Here is a 25,188-nt window from a genome sequence, read left to right on the forward strand (position 1 = left end):
AGCCGCGCAACGTCTCGGCCGTACAGCCCACCTTGGCCGACACCGACACGATCGCCGACCACTGCGACGCGTACCCGTCCTGGTGGTCCAGCACCATCTTCACCGACCGCTCCCGGACCTCGGGGGAAAACTTGCTTGCTCTGCTCATGGCTCCATCTTCTCAAGTTATGGAGCCTCCGGGGTTCCCGGGGCCGTTCAAAGCTTCTAACACTTGCCGCCTGCTGTTCTGCAGGCAGAGATCGATGCAACCTTCGTTGATACCCGCGCTACACAGTAGGCAGAGGGTCAAGCACCTGACTTTGCTTGTCTTCCATTGGCAAAACGGATGTACGAAATTAGCTACAACTCAAGAGGCGGAGCCGGTCCCTCTCAAGCATGGACGGTACGAGACGAGTCACTGCCAGCAATTTTCGAGTGAAAGCCACCACTCGTCTACTTTATGGACGTAACGTAAGCAAGCCTGAATCGCAGGCAAAATCGCCCCTAGCAGGGGAAGGCGAAACCCATGGAAGTTAAAGCAAATACGTTGAAGGTTATGTGTATCCTCGCCTGCGCTTTGATGGCAGGCCAAGTCTCGGCTCAAACTGGCGGATGCTGTGCAGGTGGTGTAGGTGCCCAAGCAACAATGGGGCTGGGGGGGCGTAGCCCAGCAGCTGCCAACCTCACCCTAGATCCCGCTTGGTCGATCTACGAATTCCAACGTGACGGCGTGACATATCTGCAAATCAACGACGTCGCCGGGGAAGTTAGGGCAGTGGTCGCACGCGTTGATAATGCGCTCTGGGTACTGCCAATGGGCAAGGACGCCGATCGCGTCATAGTACCTGCAGCCAACACGATTTGGGCAAGTTCGTCGACGACGTCTCCAGCTGAGCTAGGACCTAGCGCAAAAATGGTATACCAGACCGCACACTTTACCGTGCGTGTCGAGCGGCAAGCCAACGTGGAACGCTGGAAGATTTCCCCGACGCGGTAACAACGGCTGTCTCGGACACGAGGAAAGTAAGTACTAACGCATGGCGGCGACGAAACAAGCCGCCATGCGACTTAAGCCGGGCCCGAAATTCATGTTCATCTTCAGGGGATTCACGCCGCACGGAATCCACCAAAGAAGTATCGGCAAAAACTCTCATGACGACCCCCTGCCCCCCTCGACCGCGCCAGACACGCGCGTGGATAAAATGCTTGCTGGACGCAGGCAGAAGTTCCAACGCGTTGAGTGTGCAACGATAAGCTGCAAGCTGCAGCCCAAGGGAGAGCTGCTGACAATCCCCTTGCATTAGACAGTCGAGCTTGGTGGAATTCAATCTCTCAAACGCAGCCGAACGCAGCGTTCGAAACAGGCCATGCGTTTCAATCTCCAATGGATATAACGCCGCAACATATTCATGCAGAAGCTGCGACTCCAGAACTGCCACGCGCGTTATCTCCATTGCTGCAGCATGGTGACCACGCTCACGAAGATCTGCTATAACCGATTTCCGCATCCTATTCATCTGGACGTTGATATCAGAGTATTCCACGACCCGATCCCGCAATGTCCGCTCAGCCGCGAGATAACTAGCTTGAATGGCCTTTTGAGCATCCGCCTTAATTCGCCCGATAGCGTCAAATCGGTTAAACGGCTTTACGAACCGCACACCAAAAACGAATAACAAAGTACTAACGAAGACATGAAAGATTTGAACCTCAAAAAGGCCAGAATTGTAATAACCAATCTCATATGTCTTTGGCAAAGTTATTGCTAACGCGAAATTCGCAAGCAGCGTCCCGAGAGCGGTCCCCGTCCACCCGTGACGACGCGTCAAGATAATTGCCGGGCCTATCAGGGCAGCCATCAGCATCTTCCGAAGTAACGGCTCCTGCGTATAGCCTAGTATATAAAAGAGGACAAGAATGACGACAACCGACAGTCCAAGATCTCGAGGCAGGTCTATGCGCGCCGGCTCTCGTTTTCGGGGCGACCACAACATGGCCGGAAGTAAGAAAATCAATATCCCCTGATAACTTCCCAACCAGTAGCGAACAAGGAATTCCAAGACCTTGTCCGTGCTCGGCCCGCCAAGGCTGGCATTGAGGACAATGCTCCACAGCGAATTAAAAAACCCAATGACAATCGCGAATGGAATTAAGAAAGGAGTCTGCTGAAAAAGCTTGCGCGCATAATGGCGTGCCAACCAGATGACGAACGCAATCATGGGGGCATGAACAAGTGGACTTATGTACGCCCAGGTCACGTCGTATCCCTGGTGCTGCGAGAGCGGAACACGCAGCCAAAGCATTGCTGCCGCATCACCTGCCAACAGGAAAGGCCACTCGCGATAGGGTCTGAATAAGAGGGTGACAACACGCAGGCCAACCGGCAGATACCACTGGTCGATTGAGCAATACCAAAGCGACAAAAACGCCAAGCAGTAGCACACGCTGATCAGCATGCCCCTGAGGACTTCTTTGGCTACCGCCATACCACCACTCCTTGGTTCCACGATGCTTCCTAGTCTGGAGGGAACTGCTTGGTGGAGTATAGCGATGGCGCACACATTGCGATAAAGGCTTGCACGTCTCGACCTACAGCGTGTGCGTTTAACGACACGTATTGCACTTTGCTGGTGCATCTGCCCCATGCATGGGTGAACCATGGGTTCGAGGGTAACACCAAGTAACGCATCTCATCGAGGATCCGCAAGCGCTTGACGCGATCAGGCGAATCGGACCTGGCCGCGTGGCTCGCATTGCCGGTGCCGCTTATGCCTGCGTGCATAAGACTTGGACATGAGGAGGCATTCCAAAAAAGAAAGCCGCGCATTGCGCGGCCTTCTTCGTTTTCCATGCTGATCTCGGCATAACCGACAGGATCAGCCCTCCATCTGCTCCAGCTCCTTGCCCTTGGTCTCGTAGACGTACTTGAGTACGAAGAAGACCGAGATGAAGGCGGCGACGGTGTAGATGCCGTAGGCACCGGCCAGGCCGATGCTGCCGAGCAGGATCGGGAAGCTGACGGTGATGGCGAAGTTGGAGGTCCACTGCGCGGCGCCGGCGATGGCCAGGCCCGAACCGCGGATCTGGTTGGGGAACATCTCGCCCAGCATCACCCACATCACCGGGCCCCAGGAGGCATTGAAGAACACCACATAGACGTTGGCGGCCACCAGCGCCAGCATGCCCATGGAGTCGGACATGGCGAGCTTGCCGTTGGGATCCAGCGAGGCCGTGGCGAACGCATAGGTGACCAAGGCGAGCGAGACGGCCATGCCGGCCGAGCCGATCCACAGCAGCGGCTTGCGGCCGATCTTGTCCACCAGCATCACCGTGACCAGGCAAGCGCCGATGCTAAGGCCGCCGGAGAGGACGTTGATCAGCAGCGCATCCTGTTCGGAGAAGCCCACGGCCTGCCACAGCACCGCGCCGTAGTAGAACACCACGTTGATGCCCACCAGCTGCTGGAACACGGCCAGGCCGATGCCGATCCAGACGATGGGGCGGATCTTGCCGGTGGCCTTGTTGATCAGGTCCGAGAACTTCGGCTTGTGCTGATCGGCGGCCATCGAGGCCGCAATCTCGCTCAGCTTGGTCTGCGCGGCGGCATTGCCGTACAGGCGCTTGAGCACCACCAGTGCCTGCTCGCGGCGCCCTTTGACCACCAGATAGCGCGGGCTTTCCGGAATGACCAGCAGCAACACCAGGAACAGGATCGAGGGAACCGCCTGCATCCAGAACATCCAGCGCCAGGCGGCCTGCCCGGCCCACAGCGGCTCGGTGGACGCGCCGGCGGCGTTGGCCAGCAGGTAGTTGCTCAGAAAGGCGCAGAACAGCCCGCTGATGATGGCGATCTGCTGCATCGTGGCCAAGCGGCCACGGTAGCGCGCGGAAGCGACCTCGGCGATGTAGGCCGGCGAGATGACGCTGGCCGCGCCGACCGCGAAGCCACCCATCACGCGGGCGAAGATGAAGAATGCCGAGCTATGCGAGGCGCCGGCACCAATGGCCGACAGCAGGAACAGCGCGGCGGAAATGATCAGCACCGCACGACGACCCCAACGGTCGGCCAGGCGTCCGGCGAAGAATGCGCCGATGGCGCAGCCCAGCAGCATCGAGGCGACCTCGAAACCGGTCTCGGCAGCGCTGGACTGGAAGGTCTGTTTCAGGCCATCGACGGTGCCATTGATCACGCCGCTGTCGAAGCCGAACAGAAAGCCACCAATCGTGGCCACACAGCTGATCAGGATGATGAAACGGGTGTTCTCGCCGGCATCGGGGGCGCCGTCAATGGAAACGCTGGACATGGGTTCACCTGGGAACATGCGAGGGAGCGGTCACCAAGCGACCGCATCGGCCGGCGGCGCAGGACGCCGCCGGCCACGGGACATCACCGCGTCAGATACTGATTGATCAGGTTCTCGTAGGCTTCCTGACGGCCGCTGATCTGCGTGGGCGCATTGCCGGCAGCATGCCTGGCCAGATCCGCCAAGGTGGTCTTGCCTGCCGCGAAGTCGGCGCCTGCGCCGCTGTCGAAGCTGGCATAGCGCTCGGCGCGCCAGCGTTCCAGCGGCGAAGACGTCAGCAGCGCATTGGCCACTTCCAGCCCGCGTGCGAACGCGTCCATGCCGCCGATGTGGGCCAGGAACAGGTCCTGCGGGTCGGACGATTCGCGGCGCACCTTGGCGTCGAAGTTCAGCCCGCCCGGCGCCAGCCCACCCTGGCGCAGCACCACCAGCATCGCGCCGACGGTGTCGTACAGGTCGGTCGGGAACTGGTCGGTGTCCCAGCCGTTCTGCGGGTTGCCGCGGTTGGCATCGATGCTGCCCAGCAGGCCGGCATCGGAGGCGACCTGCAGATCGTGCTCGAAGCTGTGCCCGGACAGCGTGGCGTGGTTGGCTTCGATATTGAGCTTGAAATCCTGGTCCAGGCCATGCTGGCGCAGGAAACCGATCACCGTGGCGCTGTCGAAGTCGTACTGGTGCTTCATCGGCTCCATGGGCTTGGGCTCGATCAGGAAGTTGCCCTTGAAGCCGATGCTGCGGCCATAGTCGCGCGCCAGGGTGAGGAAGCGCGCCATGTTGTCCTGCTCGCGCTTCATCTGGGTGTTGTGCAGGCAGGCATAGCCTTCGCGGCCGCCCCAGAACACGTAGTTCTCCCCGCCCAGCTCCACGGTGGCATCGATCGCGGCCTTGACCTGCACGGCCGCACGCGCCACCACGTTGAAGTCCGGGTTGGTGGAGGCGCCATTCATGTAGCGCGCATGCGAGAACAGGTTGGCGGTGCCCCACAGCAGCTTGATGCCGGTGTCGGCCTGGCGCTGCTTGGCGATGCCGACCATATGGCTGAGGTTGTGCTCGTACTCGCCGATGTCGTCCGCATCCGGTGCCAGGTCCACGTCGTGGAAGCAGTAGTACGGCACGCCGAGCTTGGTGAAGAACTCGAACGCCGCATCGGACTTGGCTTCGGCGCGCGCCAGCGCGGTGTTGCCCGCATCCCAGGGATAGGCGCGCGTGCCCGGGCCGAACGGATCGGCGCCGTTGCCGCAGAAGCTGTGCCAGTAGGCCACGGCAAAGCGCAGGTGCTCGGCCATGGTCTTGTCGCCGATTTTCTTGTTGGCGTCGTAGACCTTGAACGCCAGCGGGTTGTCCGAGTCGCGGCCTTCGAAGCCGATCTTGCCGATGCCGGGGAAGTATTCCTTGGCGCCGATGTACACGGTGTTGCTCATGGGGTGTGATGTCCTTGGTACTGGGGGAGTGATGAATCAGCCGGCGTAAAGCGGGCTGACGACGTGCAGATGCTTGAGGAAGGTCTGGTAGTGCTGCCGATATTGGGCGACGCGCTGCGGGTCGGGCTGCGCGGCAAGCGTATCGTCCACCTGCAGATGCTCCAGCACCACCTCCGACAACGCGGCGTCGCTGCCATCGTTGCGGTCGCAGGCCCACAGCGCCTGCAGTGCGGCGCCGAAGGCAGCGCCTTCGGGCTGGGTCGGTACCACGACCTGCAGGTCGAAGATGTCGGCCACCATCTGCCGCCACTGCGCGCTCTTGCTGCCGCCGCCGGTGAGCAGGATGGTATCGAACTGCAGGCCGGCAGCGACGAAGGCGTCGAAGCCGTTGCGCAGGCTGTAGGTGGCGCCTTCCATCGCGGCGCGGTAGAAATGCGCGGCGGTGGTGTTGTGCAGGTCCATGCCGAACAGGCAGCCGCGCGCGGCCGGCAGATCGGGAGTGCGCTCACCGTTGAAGAACGGCAGCAGTACCAGTCCATCGGCACCCGGCGCGGTGTCGGCGATCATCGCCTCGGTCTGCTCGCGGGTGATGGAGAACATGCGCATCACCGCCTCGGTGGCGACGGTGCAGTTCATCGTGCAGATCAGCGGCAGCCAGCCGCCGCTGGAGGAACAGAACGCGGCCCAGCGCGCATCGTCGTCCACTACCGGGTGATCGGCGTAGGCGAACAGCGTGCCGGAAGTGCCCAGGCTCATGGTCAGACGCCCCGGCACCACATTGCCGGTGCCGATGGCAGCCATCATGTTGTCGCCGCCACCGGTGGTGACGCGCACGCCAGCCGGCAGGTTCAACGCGGTAGCAGCGGCGTCGGACAACGGATACACCGCGCCGGTCTCCACCAGCGGCGGCAAGGCCGTGCGCAGATCGCGCTGCGCATCGACCGCGCCCAGCATGCGCTCGGACCACTGCCGGGTGCGCACGTCCAGCCAACCGGTGCCGGAGGCATCGCCGACTTCGGCAAAGCGCTCGCCGGTCAGCCAGAAGTTGATGTAGTCGTGCGGCAGCATCACCGTGGTCATGGCCGCATACGCCTCGGGGCGGTGCTTGCGCGTCCAAGGCAGTTTGGAGGCGGTATACCCGGCCAGGATCGGATTGCCTGCGGCCGCCACGCTGCCGGCGGCGCCGCCCACGGCGTCCATGATCTCGTCGCATTCCAGCGCGGTGCTGGTGTCGCACCACAGTTTCACCGGCGCGGTGACGCTGCCGTCGGCCGCCACCGGCACGAAGCCGTGCTGCTGGCCGGAGACGGAGATGCCGCGCACGCGCGCACGCTGTTCGGCATCGAGCTGCGCGAAGCAGTGCACGATGCCGTCGATCCACCACTGCGCCTGCTGCTCGCGGGTCCCGTCGTCGCGGCTGATCAGCTCCATCGGCGCGGCAATGGTGGCGACCACCGCGCGATCCTGCGGATCGTAGGCCACCAGCTTGACGCTCTGTGTGCCCACGTCCAGTCCTACGTACAAGCTCATTGCGTCACCAATCGGTTGTTGTTGAGTCCCACCTGCTGGGTGCGGCCTGCGCCCAGTTCCAGGTCCAGGGTCTGCCCGGCATAGGACAGTTGATAGCGCCCGCCACGATCGCTGTGCAGGCGTGCCTGCCGCAAGCGACCGGCGTCCCATTCCAGATCGACGCTGGCGCCGCCGCGCACACGCAGGCCACGTACGCTGCCGCGCGGCCATACCTTGGGCACGGCCGGCAACAGGAACACGCTGCCGCCCCAGCTTTGCAGCAGCATTTCGGTGATGCCGGCGGTGCCGCCGAAGTTGCCATCGATCTGGAACGGTGGATGGGCATCGAACAGGTTCGGGTAGGTGCGTTCGGGCGAAATCAGCAGCTGCAGGATGCGATACGCATGTTCGCCATCGGCCAGCCGTGCCCATAGGTTCAGCCGCCAGCCGATGCCCCAGCCGGTGGCGTTGTCGCCGCGGATTTCCAGCGAACGCCGCGCGGCCGCGGCCAGTTCGGGGGTATCGCGCAGGTTGATCTGGCTGGACGGATGCAAGGCGTACAGGTGCGAGACGTGGCGGTGATGGATCTCCGGCGCCTGCATGTCCCAGTCCTGCTGCCACTCCTGCAACTGCCCGGCCTTGCCGATGCGGTTGGGCGGCAACCGCTCGCGCAAGGCGGCCAGTTGCTGGGCCAGCTCCGCATCGACATCGAGCAATTTGCTCATGGCGATGCATTGCGCGAACAGATCGCGCAGCAGCTGCGCATCCATGGTGGGCCCGGCGCACACCGCCGCACCGAACGGGTGCTGGTTTTCCGGCGACATTGAGGGGGTGGTCACCATCGCGCCGGTCTGCGGGTCGCGCACCAGGGTGGCGACGAAAAACTGCGCGGCGCCCTTGAACAGCGGATAGATCTTGCTCAGGTAGGCACGGTCGCGGCCATAGTCCCAGCGGTCCCACAGCTGTTGCAGCAGCCAGACCCCACCCATCGGCCACAGGCTCCACTTGGCGCCATCGATCGGCCCGGCCTGGCGCCACAGATCGGTATTGTTGTGCACCACCCAGCCGGGTGCGTCGTACAGCGTGCGCGCGGTATGCGCGCCGGTCTGGGCCAGATCGAACAGCATGGATTCCAGCGGTTCGACGCATTCGTGCAATGCGTTGGCCTCGCTGGGCCAGTAGTTCATCTCGGTGTTGATGTTGATGGTGTACTTGCTTTCCCACGGCGGCTGCATCAGGTCGTTCCAGATGCCTTGCAGGTTGGCCGGCTGGGTGCCGGGCCGCGAGCTGCAGATCAACAGGTAACGCCCGTACTGGTGATACAGCGCGGCCAATGCCGGATCGTTGCCGTCGGCAAAGCGCCGCACGCGCTGATCGGTCGGCAACTGCGCGGCATCGCTGCTGCCCAGGTCGATCGCCACGCGCCGGAACAGGCGCCGATGATCGGCCAGGTGCGCGCGCAGCAAGGCGGGATAATCGAATCCGGCCGCCTTGCGCAGGCTTTCCGATGTCGACGCAAGCGGATCGCCATCGACCGCATCGAAGCGTCGATAACTGGTCGCGGCGGTCAGCAGCAACACCACTTCATCGGCAGCGTCGATCCGCAGGCGGTCGCGCACCTGGCTGAGCGTGCCGCCGGTGATCTTCGGAAGCACCCGCAAGGCGAACCGCAACTTGCCCTCGATACCGGCGAAGCCGCTGTTGCGACCGTGAAACAGCAGGCCGCCCTGCTCCGCCGTCACCTCGCCGGTCTGCGGGCTGTCGATGCCGACCCGCAACGAAATCGCACCAGGACGGTCGCACGACAAGCGCACCACGATGCATTGCGACTGCGCGGACACGAACACCTCGCGCCGATGCAGCGCGCCACCGGAGCGGAAGGTGGTAGTGGCCACCGCGGTGTCCAGGTCGAGCTGGCGACGGTAGTCGCTGATGTCATCGGCGCGATCGAAATCCAGCAGCAGATCGCCCAACGGCTGATACGGCATCTGCTTGAGCGGACGCGACAGCATGCTGGCGTCGGCCAGTCGCTCGGCGTCGGCGTAGCGGCCGGCGAAGATCAGCTCGCGCACCTTCGGCAACGCCGCCAGTCCATCCGGACTGGTGGCGTCGTAGGGACCGCCTGCATACAGCGTGTCTTCGTTGAGCTGCAGGCGCTCATGCGCGATGCCGCCCCACACCATCGCACCCAGTCGTCCGTTGCCGACCGGCAACGCCTCCACCCATTCGCTGGCGGGTTCGCGATACCACAACTGCAATGCATCCGCTGCGGCCACCGGCGGCAACGCGGTGGCTTTCGATAACTGCGCGGCATGTGCGATCACCGGCGCGGCACCCAGGACCGCGACAGCGGCTCCGGTTGCCTTGCACAGTTCGCGACGGGTCAGCACGGCCACCGCCGCACTGCCCTGCCGGAACCGCCCGCGACTGCCTTGCGGCGTTCCGGCATCTGCTTGCTCATCGACTGAAGACAGCCTGCGATCATCGGCGACGCGCTTTGCCGGACGCAATCTTGCGCTGCAACACGCTGACCGGCTTGCCGTCGTACTGGACGCTGGTGTCGGTCGCAGGTTCCAGCGCACCGGCATCGGCGCGCGGGCCGTCGACGAAGCGCACCTTGATGGTGCGGCTGGCCTGCATGCCGGTCCAGCTGCCTTCGCGCTTGCCGATGCTCAGCTCGCCCTTGGCCTGGTTCCAGACCAGCGGAATGCGGCTGAACTCGCCCTTCTCGTAGCCGTAGCCCTTGCCGTCGTCCTCGTACAGCGAGAACTGGCCATCGGCGCCGGTATAGACCACCACGGTGAGCGGTGCATCCGGCTTCTGGTCCACGTATTCCTGCACGGGGCCGGTCGGCACGATGGAACCGGCACGCACGAACAGCGGCATGCGCTCGATCGGCGCAGCCGCTTCGATGCTCTGGCCGCCCTCGTACCGCTTGCCGGTGGCGAAATCCAGCCAGCTGCTGCCGGCCGGCAGATAGACCTGCCGCGAGGTGGCGCCGAAGCGGGTCACCGGTGCGACCAGGAACGCCGGCCCGAACAGGTACTGGTCGTTGACGTCGCGGACCTTGGGATCGTTCGGGAAGTCCATCATCATGCCGCGCATGATCACGCCATCGCGCTGGTAGGTGTCACCGGCCAGGCTGTAGATGTACGGCAGCAAGGCATAACGCAGGCGGTTGTAGTAGGCCATGCTCTCGTAGAACGGCGTGCCTTCCGGGGCGATGTTCCAGATCTCGCGATACGGGAACTGGCCGTGCGAGCGGAAGATCGGCACGAACGCGCCGAACTGGAACCAGCGCGTATTGAGCTCGCGCCATTCGGGCAGGTGCGCCGGATCCTGGCTCTCGTAGCGCTTCTCCACCGCGAAGCCGCCGATGTCGAAGGTCCAGTTGGGCAGGCCCGACAGCGCCATGTTCACGCCAGCGGAAATCTGCTCGTGCAGGTCGTCCCAGCGCGAGACGATATCGCCGCTCCACACCGCCACCGCGTTGCGCTGGGTGCCGGCATAGCCCTTGCGCGAGAGGATGAACACGCGCTTGTCGTCGGCCGCGCGGTCGCCCACGTACACGCCGTGGGTGTGCGGCAACGGATACGAATTGAAGTACTCGGTGGACGAACCCAGTGCGTTGGGCGTGGTACGCGCCTTGCGCTCGCCGATGTCGAGATTGGAATGCACGTCCGGCTCGTCGGCGTCCATCCACCAGGCATCGAAGCCCTTGCTGTTGAGCTTTTCGTTGACCTGGCGCCAGAAGATCGCCTGCGCCTTTTCCGAATACGGATCGTAGAACGAGTTCTTGTAGCCCTTGCCGATCCAGTCCAGCTCACCCACTTCGACATTGCGCTTGAACATGAAACCGGCCGCGTCCAGTTCCTTGTAATTGGCGGTGGTGGGATAGAACTTGGGCCAGATCGAAATCATGATCTGCGCGTGCATGTCGTGCACGGCCTTGACCATGCCGTCCGGATCGGGGAAGTGCTGCGGATCGAAATCGTGCGAGCCCCAGGCGTCTTCCGGCCAGTACGACCAATCGAGCACGATGTTGTCCAGCGACAGCTTGCGCTTGCGGTATTCGGCCACCGCGCCCACCAGCTCGTCCTGGCTCTTGTAGCGCTCGCGGCTCTGCCAGAAGCCATACGCCCACTTGGGCAGCATCACCGACTTGCCGGTGAGTTCGCGGTAGCCGGCCACGGCTTGGTCGTAGGAATCGGCGGAAACGAAGTAGTAGTCGATCATCTGACCGGCTTCGGACCACAGCGACAGGTCCTTCGCTTCGGCGGCAGGCAGCGGATCGCGGTGCAGCAGCGCGATGTAGCTGGGATCGATCAGATCCCATTCGATCTTGACGGTGTGGCGCTGGCCCGGCTGCAGATCGAGGGTGAACTCGTGATTCCACGGGTTCCAGTTCTGGCGCCAGCGATCGATCACCAGCTTGCCATCCACGTACAGCTTGGCGTACTCGCTCGAGTACAGCGAGAAGCTGTGCTCGCCGCCGGTGAGCGCTTCGATCTCGCCCTCCCAGCTGACCTGCATGCGGCTGTCCTTGTCCTTGGTGATCGCCTTCTTGGGGAACTTGGTCAGGTCGCTGAGGTATTGATAGTTCACCTCGCTCTCGCGCCGCTCCAGCACCTGCTTGCCGTTGATGGCGTAGCGGGCGGTCAGCGCGCCGGCCTTGCCCTTGGCGTCGTACAGCTTGAGCGTCTTGGGCAGCGGCTGCAGGCCGCGCGGGTCGCCCAGGCGGCTGATCGAGTTGTTGTCCCAGAGCAGGCCGTAATTGCGGCTGGACACCAGGTAAGGCACCGCCATGTCGATGTTGTTCTGCTGCAGTTCGACGTTGCGGCCCTTCTGGTTCATCCAGCCCTGCTGGTGCTGGCCGAAGCCGTACAAGGCTTCATCGTCGGGCGACTGGAAGCGCTGGCGCACGCTCAGGTACTGCTTGCCTTCGACCTTGAGCGGCGCAAAGCTGCGCCCGCCGGCCACTTCCGACAGCACCGGCTTGCCGTTGGCATCGGCGAAGCTGACATGGCCGTCGACGGTTGAGACGGTGGCAGTGACCTTGCCGGTCTTCAGCTGCACGCTGTCGCCCTGCTCGGCCAGCTGGAACGCGGTGTCGCCCTGCACCGGCACCCGCATCAGGCTGGGGCTGCGCGCGAAGTCGCCATCGGGATCGGCGCTGACGCGGATGATGCCAGCATCGACCACCTGCAGCCGCACCGCAGCGGCGCCCTTGGTGCTGGGCACCACGGTGACGCCATCGGCGGCCTTGCGCACTTCCTGCGCGTGCGCGGCATTGGCCAACAAGGCCAGCGACAACGCCAGGCAGTGGGCGAGCGGCGTACGCCGATTGGAAGGCGCGGCGCTGGCGGAACGGATGGTGGTTTGCATGGTCACTCCCTTTGAATGGCGGAACGGCGCTGCGGGGGCAGCGCTGCATGGGTTGGAAGATCCGACGGCCGACCGCGGCGCGGGCGGGGACGACGTGCAGACACGGCAAGGTCGGTCGACCGCTGCCGCTTCCTGGCGCCGCCCGCGTCTGCCACGACTGCGCGGCGGCCGTGGATCGCGGTTACTTGTAGGTGCCGAGCTTGATCTTGAGCAGTTGCGGGGCGCTGGAGAAATTGACGCCGTAATCGGTCTGGTCACCATTCCAGTTGCGCTGGAACTTCCACTGCGTGCCCTCGTACACGCCCTCCTCGACGCGTTCGTAGATCATGTTGGCAGTGGCGTCGCCCGCCGGGTGCAGGGTCACGCGCGCGTGGTAGCCGGTGACCAGGAACTCGTCCGGACCCAGCTCGGCGATCAGGGCGGCACCGATCGGCTCCGGGTTACCCGGCGGCTCGCCCTTGAACCAGAACTGCGGCACGCCATAAGTGATGGTGGCGCTCCAGCGGTCGTTGAGCCTGAGCTCCTGCACGGCCTGGCCGGGTTCTTCGGCGGTACCGTGCAACTTGCCTTCGGACGCAGCCTTGGCGAACGGGCGCATGCCCATGCTCACCGCCTGGAAGCCCAGCGCAAACGGTGCCAGCGTTTCTTCGTTGACGTGCTTGGCGCCCAGCGGATAGTTGGAGTAACGGGTGAAGTCGATGCCGAATGCCGACCAGCCGATGCCGTCATGGCCCAGCGTGGGATACAGGTAACGCGCGTATTCCGGGCGGTTGCCGGTTTCGGCGACGAACAAGGCATTGTCCGGGCGCGCGTAGCGTTCCAGCACCGTGGTGTACATGCGGTATTCCGGCATGTAGATGTCTGGCGCCAGCAGATCGATATGCGGGCCGGCGGCCTTCCACACATCCAGCACGTTGTCGGTGGGGCCACCGCTGGCGTACTGGCCGGGCTGACCCGGATTGAAGGGCCCACGCAGCGCGGCATTGACGTACATCGGCAGCGGATATTCGGCCTTGCCGGCTTCGGTCACCTGGTCGATGTAACGGCCGATCGACCACGCATGGAAGATTTCATCGGCATCGGCGCCAAACACCTGCGCCCAGGTGCCGGGCTGCTTGTTCAAGCGCTTGAGCAGTGCATCCGGCACAGGGCCGTCGAACAGCTTCTGCGCCATCGGCGAGAAATCGCGCACGCTGCCGTAGGTGCCCGGCTCGTTCTGCGGCTGGATCATGATGACGGTGTGCTGCGGATCCACCTTCTTGAGGTGCTGCATGAAGGCGACGAAGGCCTTGCGGTCGGCGTCCAGGGTGGCCTGCGCATGCGGCGACAACGAACCGATCGCCTTGCCCTCGCGGGTGATCACGCGCGGGAACCGTTGATTGTCTGCCTTGACCCACAGCGGTGTGTAGGAAGGGCTGTTGTTCTTCCAGGTGGCGAACCACAGCAGCACCAGCTTCACCTTGTGCTCGCGCGCCTGGCTCAGCAAGGTATCGACGAAGGAGAAATCGAACTTGCCTTCTTCCGGTTCCACCTGCTCCCAGGCGATCGGCACCTGCACGGTGTTGGGGCCCAACACCTGCATCGCCGGCCACACCTTGTCCATGATGCCGGGATAGTTGCTGGAGTTGTTGACCTGCGCGCCAAGAATCAGGAACGGGGCGCCGTCGACCATCAACGCATGCTTGCCATCCTTGCTGACGAACTGCGGCATCGGGCTCTGTTCGGCCTGCGCCTGATTCGTGGCCGGGGTGGCGGCCGGCGCCGTCGCCGTTGGCGTGGTGGCGGCCGGTTTTGCGGCATCGCCCTGGTCACCGGATTGGCATGCGGCCAGGGCAAGCGTCAGCGCAGACAGCAGCAGCGGACGCAGGCAACGCGATGCGGTGATGGGGCGTGCGACGGGGATCTGCATGGACATAGGACTCCGTGTCACCAGGTATCGGTGCGAAATGGGGAAACAGGAAGGGTGTCGCGGTTGATCAGGTTGGCGTCGTCGGGGTTCTCGCTCCAGCCATAACGCACCGCGACCGGCGCAGGTACCGCATCGCTGCGCACCACGATGCGGTCGCCCTCGATCCGCGCAGTGGCCGGATGGAAGCGACGGTCGGCGCCGGCGATGCGAAAGCCCTGTGGTGCGCCGCCGCCTCGTACCTGCAGCGTACTGCCCTGCAGATCGAACTCCAGCTCGGCCTTGCCGTCGGTAAATCGCGCGCGCTCGAACACCGGAGCGCTGTACACCAGCGTCTGGCCGTAGGCCACGTGCCGTGCAGCCAGCGCCAGGCGATGCCCGACATCGCGCTTGTTGGTGGGGTGGATGTCGGTGGGATTGCCGATATCGATGATCACCGCCTGCGCGGTCGCCGGCAGCGCCAGCGTCTTGGACTGCGACTCGCGCAGCAGCGCCCACGGACTCAGCTCGCCCTTGTCGCCGCCAGCCTTGAAGTTGGCCAGCTGCACCCACAAAAACGGCAGGGCCTTCTGGCCACGTTCGGAGCGCCACTGCTGGATCATGGCGGCGAACTGTTCGCGGTATTTCAACGCACCGCTCTCGCTGGCATTGGTTTCGCCCTGGTACCAGATCACGCCCTTGACCGGGAACGGCTGCAACGGATGGATCATCTGGTTGTACAGCAGCGTCGGCAGTTGATTCTTGTTGTCGACCAGCGACACGCGCACCGCCGCAGGCCGGAACTTCCAGCCGTTCAATGCGCGCTTGGCGCCATCGTTGGTCTGCACGAAGCGCTGTGCGTCCGGGCCATGCATGCCGCCACCGCCGCTGAGATCCTCCACCCGGACCGCGATGTGGTTGACGCCGGCGTGCAGGACGGTGGCAGGCACCGGATAGACGCGCGCCAGGTTCCACTGCTTTTCGGTCGTGCCCACCTGCTGACCATTGACGTAGGTGATGTCCGAGTCGTCGATCTGGCCCACGCCCAGGGTGATGCCGGCCTTGGCCTCGGCCGCGCTCAGGGTCACCGTGGTGCGATACCAGGCAATCCCATCCATGCCATCGAAGCCGCTGGCCTCCCATTGCTGGCTGGTCGGGATGCTGTCCCAGTCGCTGTCGTCGAAGCCCGGCTCGCGCCACTGCGGGGTATCGCCTTCGACCTTGGGCCAGCGCGCGATGCGCTTGCCGGTGGCGGCCTGCGCTGCGGCATCGCGTTGCTTGATCGCCTCGATGGCTCCCTGGTTCTGGTCGGCGCTCAGCCCCAGCGAGGCGGCATCCATCCACGCCTCGATCGCGCTGCCGCCCCAACTGCTGTTGACGATGCCGATCGGCACGCCGGTACTGGCGCGCAGCTCCTTGGCGAAGAAGTAGCCCACTGCGGTGAATTCGCCGGCGGTGGCTGGCGTCGCCGCCTTCCATTCGCCGCCGGCCAGGCGCGTCTCGGGTCGCACCGACCACGACTTGGGCACCTTGAAGTGCCGCAGTTGCGGATCGTTGGCTGCAGCCACCGCCTGCGCGCCGTCGCTGGCCTGCGCCAACGGCCATTCCATGTTGGATTGACCGCTGGCCAGCCAGACATCGCCGACCAGCACATCGCGGACCTGCAACTGCCCGCCATCGCCCTGCACGCTCAGCACATAGGGACCGCCGGCGGCGTGCGCCGGCAGACTGACCTTCCATGCGCCCTGGGCGTCGGCCCTGGTGGTGGCGTGGCGACCGTCGAAGTCCACCCGGATGGAAGCGTTCGGCGTGGACCAGCCCCATACCGGCATCGGCTGGTCGCGCTGCAGCACCGCACCGTCACCGAACAACAGCGGCAGCGAAGGCTGTGCGCAGGCCAGCGGGCTACCCAGCATCAGACCCAGCAGGCAGGCGCGGCGGACGAAGCTAAAGGTCATGCAGTGATCTCCAGGGGCGGCGCAGCCGGTCGGCGCGCCACGATGCGACGGGGGACGAGGATGGACACGCTGGAACCGCGCGATGATGCGCGCAGGGCCGGCGCGCTCATTGCGGATCGCCGTAGAAGATGCCACGCCCGCCGGTGGCAAAGTACACCCGGCCCGGCAGACGCGGATCGCCGGTCACGCTGTACGGCCTGCCGAAGCGGTGCGCGTCGTCGTTGATGCGCAGCCAGTGCGCGCCTTCGTCGTCGGAGCGGAAGATGCCATCCACGCCGGCCACGCGTCCTGCCAGATACAGCGCCGGCGGCGCCCCGTCGTGCATTGGCTTGCCGATACCGAGCGAACGCGCTTCGTCCAGCCTCGCCAAGGTCTGCAGTTGGCCATCGCGCCAGCGCATCACCCCCAGCGAGGGATTGCTCAGATACACCACGCCTGCGCGCCAGGGGTCGGGGCGCAGCTGCGGGCGGGTCCGCCCATCGCGCGCCGGGTCGCCCACCCGCTGCCCGGTATCGCGGAAGCTGAGCGCGCCATCGGTGCTCGCGTACAGGCGGCCACTGGCGACATCGACCGCATACCAGCGCCGCGCATCGACCCGATCGGCCACCACCACGGCGGTATCGGGCAGCCCCTGCACGCGCTGCCAGTGCCTGCCGAAATCGGAGCTGCGCCAGTTGCCGCCATGCTCCGGCGCCCACACCACCTGCGCCGCATCCGCGCCAATGGCGATCGTGCCGGCGCCCTGCCCGGCCGGCGGCTCGCTGGCGAACGCGCTCCAGTGGGCTCCGCCATCGTGCGAATACAGCGCGCGGATTTCGTTGTTGCGGCGATTGCGCACGGTACCGCTGCGCACCACCGTCGATGGCTTCTGCCCGGCCGCATCGATGCTCTCGCCGTTGGTCAGCCGCGGCCCGCGATACTGCAGCTGCGCGGTGTCTAGGTCGTCGTGGCGAAAGCCGTCGATATCGCCCAGTGCGCTGAGCAGGTGCGCGCCGGCCATCGGGCTGAGCAGATCCAGCGGCACGGTTTCTTCCAGCCCGCGGTCCTGGAACCACCACTGCACCGGCTGCCCGCTGCCGGCGGCCTCGTGCAGATTGCGCGAAGCCCAGATGCCGTAGCCGGTGACGAACAGCGCGTGATTGCGGTCAAACGGGTCGATCGCCAACGCGCCGATCCAGTGCGGCGTGGCCTGCGCGGTCCAGGGCGCGGTGCTGTGATCGAAGCGTGCCCCAGCCAGCACCGGTACCCAGCTGCGTCCGCCGTCGGTGCTGCGGAACACCTCGTCGCGCGGGGTGTGGCGGCGGAAGGTGCTGGCCAGGATCACCTGCGGCTGCTGCGGATCCACCGCCACCGCACCCCAGCCGAAGCCAGCGCCGCTGGCTGGTTGCGCGAGCGGGCTGATCTGATCCCAGCGCGCCTGCGCCGGGCTGTACTTCCACAGCGCGCCGCCGGCCATCAGGTCCGGGCCGGGTTGGTCGCCATAGCTCAGGTACCAGTGTCCGTCGCTGCCGCCGGCCATGTGGCTGGGGCGCAGCCCCTGGGGCTGCCCGGCCACTGCGGACCAGGTGCGGCCGGCATCGTCGGAGACGTACAGGCTGGTCTGTTCGGTGGACACGCCGACATAGATGCGCGGCGTCGGTGCGCCGGCCTTCCCGCTGGCCGCGTCGAACACCACGAAGGCGATGCCCACCGCCTGCGCCTGTCCTACATGGTTGCGCGCGCTCGCGCCGGCAAAGGCATCGGCAGGAAACGTGGTCACCCGCGACCACCGCGCGCCACGGTCGTCGCTACGCCACAGCCCGGCGTCGCGCGAGCCCAGCAGCAGCACCCGCCCGTCGTGCGGGTCCACCGCCAACCGCTCGCCGTTGGCGCGCCCGAGCTGGTTGCCGCCCAGCTTGAACGGCAACGCGGTGCGCTGGAAGCTGCGGCCGCGATCGAACGAGCGCAGCACGGCGGCATTGCCGGCGCGTTCGTGCATATAGGTGCCCGCCGCCAGATAGATGGCCTCGGGGTTGGCAGGGTCGACAGCGAACGCATCGATCCCCATCAGGTTCCAGTCGTCGGCACCCAGCCAATCGGTCAGCGCCACCCACTGCTGTGCACCCGCATCCCAGCGATAGGCTCCACCGACATCGGTGCGGGCATAGGCAAGATCGCGCTCGGCGGGATGGAACAGCACCCCGGTGACGAAGCCGCCGCCGCCGATGGCGACGCTGCGCCAGTGATACGGCGCCGGTACAGCGGGCTCGGCCGCGGGGGCTACGGATGTCACGAAGAGCAACACCAGCGTCAGGCGAACGGTAGTCAGCCACGCATGTGCTGCGAAAAGGCGGCGCTTAGTAGGCGGATCGATCAAGGTGATCATTCCTCCGGCTCCCCTCGCGATCGACGGCAAGGCCATCGACAGGAAAAACACCGGTCCGACGAGCTGCCTGCACAGCTCGCCGGACCGGAGACGCACTTCCTACGGCGCGTTCTACAGGCTGGCCCGCAACGTCAGGCCATACCGACGATCGTTGATCACGAAGTCGCGGTAGCGCGACTCCACACCCAGATAGCTCTCGCGACGGGTATCGAGCAGATTCACGCCATCGAGCGAGATCGACCACACTTCATTGAGGTTGAAACGCAGCGAGGCATCCAGCTGGCCGAAACCCTTGTTGTAGACCGGCAGGTTGCCGGTGCCGTTGCCCGCGGTGGTCACCAGCCAGTCGCTGCGCCAGTTGTAGGCCACACGGCCCTGGAAGCGCGAGTTTTCGTAGCTGAGGATCGCGTTGTAGCTGTTCTTGGACAGGCCTTCCAACGGCACCGTCAGGGCCTGGCCGTTGGTGTCGGTGGCAGTGGGGCTCGGCGCCTCGCTGTCGACATAGGTGTAGTTGGTCTGCAGGCCGAAGCCGCTCAACCAGCCCGGCAGGAAGTCGAAGAACTGCGTGTAGCCCAGTTCCGCACCACGGATCCTGCCTGCATCGCCGTTGACCGGACGGGTGATCTGCCACACCTGACCGTCGTACACCTCATTGAAGACCGCGTTGGCGATGAAGCCTTCCACCTTTTTGTAGAACACGGTGCCGTACATCATCGAGCCCTGGCCGAAATACCACTCCAGCGCGGTATCGAACTGATCGGCCTTGACCGCTTCCAGGCTCGGGTTACCCGCGTTGCCGGTGAAGGTCGAGGCGCCACTGGACGATGTGCCGGTGCTCAGGCTCAGGTTCGGATTGAGGCGATCGAAGGTCGGGCGCGAAATACCGCGCGAAGCGGCGAAGCGCCATTGCAACTGGTTGCTCAGCATCCAACGCAGGTTCAGGCTCGGCAGCACGTCGGTGTAGGTCTGCTGGGCATCCACCGGGATCAGGCCGCCGCCTTCGGCGTCGGTACCGGTACGCACGCCCTGCGAACCGACCTCGGTGCGCACCACGCGCACGCCGATGTTGCCGTCGAACGGGATATCGCCGTCCACACCGAAGCGCAGCACGCCGTAGGCGGCGTAGGTCTTCTCGTTCTGCGTGTTGATGTTGTTGGGCGCAAATTGCAGCGGGGTGGCTCCGAAGGTCGCCAGGCTCTGCTCGTAGTTGGCCACCACCGAATCGGCAGCGGTCAAGGTCGGGCCGAAGGTGCTGCTCTTCCCACGGAAGAAATCGGTGATCGGATTGGTCGTCAGCGCGATGCTGGGGAACTGCGAGAACGGCGTGCCGGAGCAGTCGTTGAGGCACATGAAGCGCCATACGTTGCCCTTGGTCTCGGCATCGCGATCGGTGTAACGCACGCCGGCCTTGAAGCTGCGCACGAAGTCGCTGTCGAACGCCAGGTCCATGTCCGACCGCCAGGCGAACTCGGTGCCGGTGTTGTCGTCCTTGTTGTCCAGATGCCAGCGCCAGCCGTCGTAGTTGTTGACGTCGGCCAGGTAACCTTCCGCGCCGCTGGCGTCGGTCACCGACAGGCGTGGCAGATCGCCGCGGAAGTCCACATTGAATTGCGGACTGGTGTCCTGACCGGTGGATACGATGTAGCGCGTACCCTTGGTGGTGGCATCGACATACTGGAAGTCGGTACTCAGGGTCAGCTTCTCGTTGACCGTCCACTTGGCGCCCAGCGAGTAATCGGTGGTCACCGAATGCCGCTCGGTCAGGCTGGTGTTGGATTCGGTCGGCACGTTTTGGAACGAGCCGTTGACGAACTCGTTGCGGCCATTGACCTGGATGCCCGGCAAACCCTGGATCGGGGTGCCACCGGTCAGCGCGAAGAACGAATAGTCGTGCCAGCTGAAGTCGTAGTCCGAGCGCAGGACCTGCGTATAGACCTCCACTGCATCGTTGGGGCGCCACTGCATCGCGAATGCGCCGGTCTTGCGCTCACGCTCGCCGATGGTGGTGTTGATGCCCGCGCCGCGCGGCACCGCTACGCCCTGCCCCGCAAAGCCGGGCAGATCGGTTTGCACGAACCACGGTTCGATCGAAATGGTGTCCTGGCGGAACGGGCTCTTCTGCTGCGAGTAATTCACCAGGATGCCGATCTCACCGATGCCGGTCTGCCAGCGATCGCTGAACAGACCCGAGAACGCCGGCTTGCCGTCGTCGGCCAGGTCGTAATGGTTGTACTGCACGCTGCCGGCGATCTTGCGGCCGTCGTAGTCGAACGGCAGGCGCGTACGCAGATCGACGGTGCCGCCCAGGCCGCCTTCGATCATGTCGGCCGACGGATTCTTGTACACATTGACGCCGCCGAGCAGTTCGGCCGACACGTCCTCGAAGCTCAGGCCACGGCCGTCGTTGGCGGTGAAGATGTCGCGGCCATTGAGCTCGGTGCGCACCTGGGTCAGGCCGCGAATGGCGATCGAGCTGCCTTCGCCGTAGTTGCGCGAGATCTGGATGCCGGAGATGCGCTGCAGCGCTTCGGCGACGTTGTTGTCGGGCAGCTTGCCGATGTCTTCGGCAACGATGGAATCGACGATCTGCTCGGCGTTCTGCTTGACCAGCTGCGCCTTGGTGACGCTGCTGCGGGTGCCGGTGACCTGCACCGTGTCCAGCTGCTGGGTGGTGGCCTCGGAGGCCGGCGCGGCAGGAACCGATGCGTCCTGCGCATAGGCCTGCGCGCTCAGCAGCGCAGCCACGCTGACAGCCATCACCGAACGGCGGAAATCACGGATCGAACGCTGACCCACAGTCCGGCCTGCCGGAATGTGGCGATGTTGCAATGACATGGAGCTCCCTCCCAGGACGCATGTACTACTGATTTTTCCGGGCTGGTGCGTGAGTGCCCGCCCTGTCGTTGTCGCTGGCCCGCATCCGTGCGGCGTTGGCCGCGGTCGCTGGATGCGTGGTAGACCTGAAGCGGCCTACCTGGCTGGTGCGCCGGGAGCATAGGATGCGGCTGCAATGCCGCACCAATGAATTATTCGTGTAAACGTATTCTCAAATTACATAGCGTTGCCGAGAGGCTTTGCGCCTCCCGACATCATCGGTGATGGCCCACAGTATCGCAGTGGCGGGCGCGACCGTGCAATTGCGCGCACAGTGCGGGAGCGGTACCCACCACGGGATCCCCACCGCCCTGCGGCGCGTGGCCGCCATGCAACTACGCAGAACCCGCAGGGCCATGCTCGCACCACCACTCCATGCATCGAAGGATCGATGCATGGAGCGAGACTGTGTGGCTTACCAATTCATGCGCAGCACCAGCGAATAGCGCCGGTCGTTGACGAACTGGCTGCGCGTATACAAGCGTGTGTCCACCGCGCCGTCGGCATACGACGTCGGCCCCATCAACACCTTGGTCTCGGTGTTGGTCAGGTTGTTGGCCTGGACGCCCAATTGCAGATGTTCGTTGAAACGATAGAAGAACGAGCCGTCGAGCTGGCCGTAGTCGTCCGACCAGGTCGGCAGGCGCGTGGCCGCGTCGCTGGTGGTCAGCAGGTAGCGCGAGCGCCAGCTATAGGCCAGACGGAACGAGAGCGGTCCCTTCTCGTAGATACCGGCCAGGTTGTAGCTGCGCCGCGACAAACCCTCCAGCGGCAGCTGCACCCCGGTGACGTTGGTACGCGTGTACGGATCGGTCGCAGTGTTCACGCCGCCCCGGCTGTCGACGAAGGTGAAGTTGGCATTGACGCCGAATCCGCTCAACCAACCCGGCAGCGAATCGAAGAACTGCGTGTAGCCAAGCTCCGCACCACGGATGGTGCCTTCGTCCATGTTGTACGGCCGGGTCACCAGCCACTCGCGGTTGTCGTAGATCTCGGTGCGGTTCTGGGTGGCGAAGTAGTCCTTCACCTTCTTGTAGAACAGCGTGGCGTACAGCATGTCGCTGGTATCGAAGTACCACTCCAGCGCAGTATCGAACTGATTGGCCCGCATCGGCTTGAGCATGGGATTGCCGGCCGAGCCCACGAAGCCGATCGGATTGCCCGACGCATCGGTATCCACCGACAGCAGGATGAACGGCTGCAGCTGGGTGTAGTCCGGTCGCGCCATCGCCTTGGAAGCGGCGACACGCCACTGCAGCGAATCGGTCAGGCGCGCGCGCAGGTTGAGGCTGGGCAACACGTTGGTATAGCTGCCTTGCGAATTGTTCTCGAAGTACTGCCCTCGGTAGCGCGCCTGCAGCTCCGGCGTCACGTTGAGCTGGCTCATGTCCTGGAACTGGCCGAAGCCTTCGGCCTCGGCCTTGGTCTGCACGACACGCACGCCGACGTTGCCGTCCACCGGTACCCCCAACGCTTCGTCGTTGCCGAAGTACACCACCATGTAGGCGGCCTGGGTGCGTTCGAACTGGTTGTTGGTGTCCTGGGGCCGATACATGTCCGGCGCCCAACCCGAGCCACGCAGCGCGACGATCTGCTGCGACAGCAGCTGCGAAGCCCGGGCGTAGTTGGTGGCCAGCCCCCCGTTGGGGAAGTACAGGTTGCTTGGAACGGCAACCTTGCCGCGGAAGAAGTTGGAAAAGGCGAACTGCGAGGACTCGTTGGGCAGGAACTGCGACATCGTCGCCAGCCCGTTGGGCGTGCCCGGCACCGCGGCCCAGTTGTCCGACAGCACGCCCCAGTTGTAGCCGGAGTTCTTGTTGATCTGGTTGCGGTCGGTGGAGCGCATGCCGAAGCGCGCAAAGCGCAACCAGTCGCTGTCCTGGAAGGTGTATTCCAGGTCCACGCGCGCAGAGAACTGGCGCCCCTCGTTCCTGCCGAGGTGGTCCATCGCCGCAGCCCAGAAATAATTGGACTGGGTTCCCGCGAACGCCGGATCGGCAATGGTGATACGCGGATAGCGGCCGGACACGTCGTAGCTCAGCCCCGGCAGGTAGATCGCACTGAAGACGGTGAAATCCAGCTGGTCGTTCTCCGACTGCACCAGCTGCAGATCGCCCTTGAGTTGCAGGTTGTCGTTGAGGTAATGGCTGAAGCCCACCGACAGATCCGAAGTGGTGGTGCGCTGCGCGGAGTAGCGGTTGTCGGTGTTGAAGCGCACGCCGTCGCCGGTGAGCAGGCCACGCCAGGAGTTGGAAGAAGGCGAGCCGCTCTGGAACACGCCATCTTGGTCGTAGCGGAAGGTGGTGCCCGGCGCCGGAACGATGTTGTTGGTGCCATCGTTGAAGAACGCCGCGCGCTCCTGCCAGTTCATGTCGTAGCGCGACCGCAGGTACTGCGCATAGATCTCGGTGGAATCGCTGGGACGCCACTGGAACGAGGCCGCGATGCCGTTGCGCTTGCGTTCGTAGTCCAGCTGCCGCCAGTTGACGCCGCCCGGCACGTAGACCTCGCTACGATTGCTGCCCGCCAGCACTGGCGCATCGGTGCGGCGAACGTACGGCTCGGTCTGGATGCCGTCCGAACGGGTGGCCAGTTCCGAATGCGCGATATCGAACATGAAGCCCATTTCGCCCACGCCGGTCTGCCAGCGGTCGCTGAACAGGAACGATGCCGACGGCTTGTACTTCTTGCTCATGTCGCCGTAGTTGACGTCGACGTTGCCGCCGATGATCCGGCCCGGATTGTCGAACGGCATGCGCGTGCGCAGATTGATCGTGCCGCCCAGGCCGCCTTCGATGATTTCGGCCGACGGATTCTTGTACACGTCCACGCCGGCCATCAGTTCCGCCGGAACGTCCTCGAAGCTCAGGCCACGGCCACTACCGGCGCTGAAGATGTCGCGCCCGTTGAGTTCGCCGCGCACCTGGGTCAGACCGCGGATCATCACGCCGCTACCTTCGGCGGAGAAGTGATCGGGATCGCTGCGCGCAGCGAATTGATCGATGGTCACGCCGCTGACGCGCCGCAGCGTCTCGGTGACGCTGCGGTCGGGCAAGGCACCGATGTCTTCGGCACTGACCGAATCGACGATCTGCGCGGCATCGCGCTTGATCACCTGCGACTTGATCAGGCTGGCGCGCACGCCACGCACCTCGACCGTATCCAGGTCCACGGCGCTGGCGCCGGTATTGGACGCGCCACCGCGCGTGGATGGCGCCTGCTGCTGCGCGTACGCCGGCGCAGCCAGCAGCAACCCGATGCTGATCGCCATGGCGGAATGACGCAGTGGCTGCAAACGACGCGCACGCACGCCCGTCCCTGCCGAGGCATGGCTTGAAAACTTGTACATCCGAATCCCTCCCAGGACGCAAACGACTGAAGACTGGTTGTCGCGGCAGCAATGCGCCGCGTGATCAATGTGGAACCGGACATTGGCGCCCGATGCCTGCTCTCTCTCTACCTGGCAGCTGGGCCGCCGATCACCTGCCCGACTTCACGTGCGCTTCAG

The 25,188-nt window shown here is 64.5% G+C and carries 11 protein-coding genes and 1 pseudogene; all 12 read right to left on the bottom strand.

The genetic code is table 11. The features are described from left to right. A pseudogene (locus LL964_RS15970) lies at positions 1–148 on the bottom strand (IS3 family transposase); the annotation flags it as partial. A gap of 766 nt (positions 149–914) precedes the next feature. After that, the gene (locus LL964_RS15975; RefSeq protein WP_104588350.1) at positions 915–2,465 is read right to left on the bottom strand and encodes an MASE1 domain-containing protein; all 1,551 of its coding nucleotides are present in this window, start codon (positions 2,463–2,465) and stop codon (positions 915–917) included. A 390-nt stretch (positions 2,466–2,855) separates the two neighbouring features. Then, positions 2,856–4,283, bottom strand: a complete 1,428-nt coding sequence (locus LL964_RS15980) for a sugar porter family MFS transporter (protein WP_167395403.1) — start codon at positions 4,281–4,283, stop codon at positions 2,856–2,858. An 83-nt stretch (positions 4,284–4,366) separates the two neighbouring features. Continuing rightward, complete coding sequence (xylA, locus tag LL964_RS15985; protein ID WP_104588348.1) at positions 4,367–5,704, bottom strand: xylose isomerase; 1,338 nt, start codon at positions 5,702–5,704, stop codon at positions 4,367–4,369. Positions 5,705–5,740: 36 nt separating this feature from the next. Further along, entirely contained in the window at positions 5,741–7,234 is a 1,494-nt protein-coding gene (xylB, locus tag LL964_RS15990; protein WP_104588347.1) for a xylulokinase, read from the bottom strand. After that, positions 7,231–9,603 (bottom strand): glycoside hydrolase family 95 protein, encoded by a 2,373-nt coding sequence (locus tag LL964_RS15995; RefSeq protein ID WP_104588364.1) that lies wholly within the window; start codon positions 9,601–9,603, stop codon positions 7,231–7,233. The genes xylB and LL964_RS15995 overlap by 4 nt, the downstream gene beginning before the upstream one ends. A gap of 91 nt (positions 9,604–9,694) precedes the next feature. Beyond that, positions 9,695–12,598 (bottom strand): TIM-barrel domain-containing protein, encoded by a 2,904-nt coding sequence (locus LL964_RS16000; RefSeq protein ID WP_104588346.1) that lies wholly within the window; start codon positions 12,596–12,598, stop codon positions 9,695–9,697. A 181-nt stretch (positions 12,599–12,779) separates the two neighbouring features. Next, entirely contained in the window at positions 12,780–14,513 is a 1,734-nt protein-coding gene (gene galD / locus LL964_RS16005) for a GH35 family beta-galactosidase GalD (RefSeq protein WP_167395402.1), read from the bottom strand. Between the two features lie 11 nt (positions 14,514–14,524). Next, the gene (locus LL964_RS16010; protein WP_104588345.1) at positions 14,525–16,441 is read right to left on the bottom strand and encodes a sialate O-acetylesterase; all 1,917 of its coding nucleotides are present in this window, start codon (positions 16,439–16,441) and stop codon (positions 14,525–14,527) included. A gap of 106 nt (positions 16,442–16,547) precedes the next feature. Further along, complete coding sequence (locus tag LL964_RS16015; protein WP_104588344.1) at positions 16,548–18,806, bottom strand: beta propeller repeat protein; 2,259 nt, start codon at positions 18,804–18,806, stop codon at positions 16,548–16,550. Positions 18,807–18,917: 111 nt separating this feature from the next. Then, entirely contained in the window at positions 18,918–21,641 is a 2,724-nt protein-coding gene (locus LL964_RS16020) for a TonB-dependent receptor (protein ID WP_104588343.1), read from the bottom strand. Between the two features lie 454 nt (positions 21,642–22,095). Further along, positions 22,096–25,029, bottom strand: coding sequence for a TonB-dependent receptor (locus tag LL964_RS16025; RefSeq protein ID WP_104588342.1), 2,934 nt, complete (start codon positions 25,027–25,029; stop codon positions 22,096–22,098). Between the last annotated feature and the right edge of the window lie 159 nt (positions 25,030–25,188).

The organism is Xanthomonas melonis, from assembly GCF_020783655.1.
GTDB classification, from domain to species: domain Bacteria; phylum Pseudomonadota; class Gammaproteobacteria; order Xanthomonadales; family Xanthomonadaceae; genus Xanthomonas; species Xanthomonas melonis.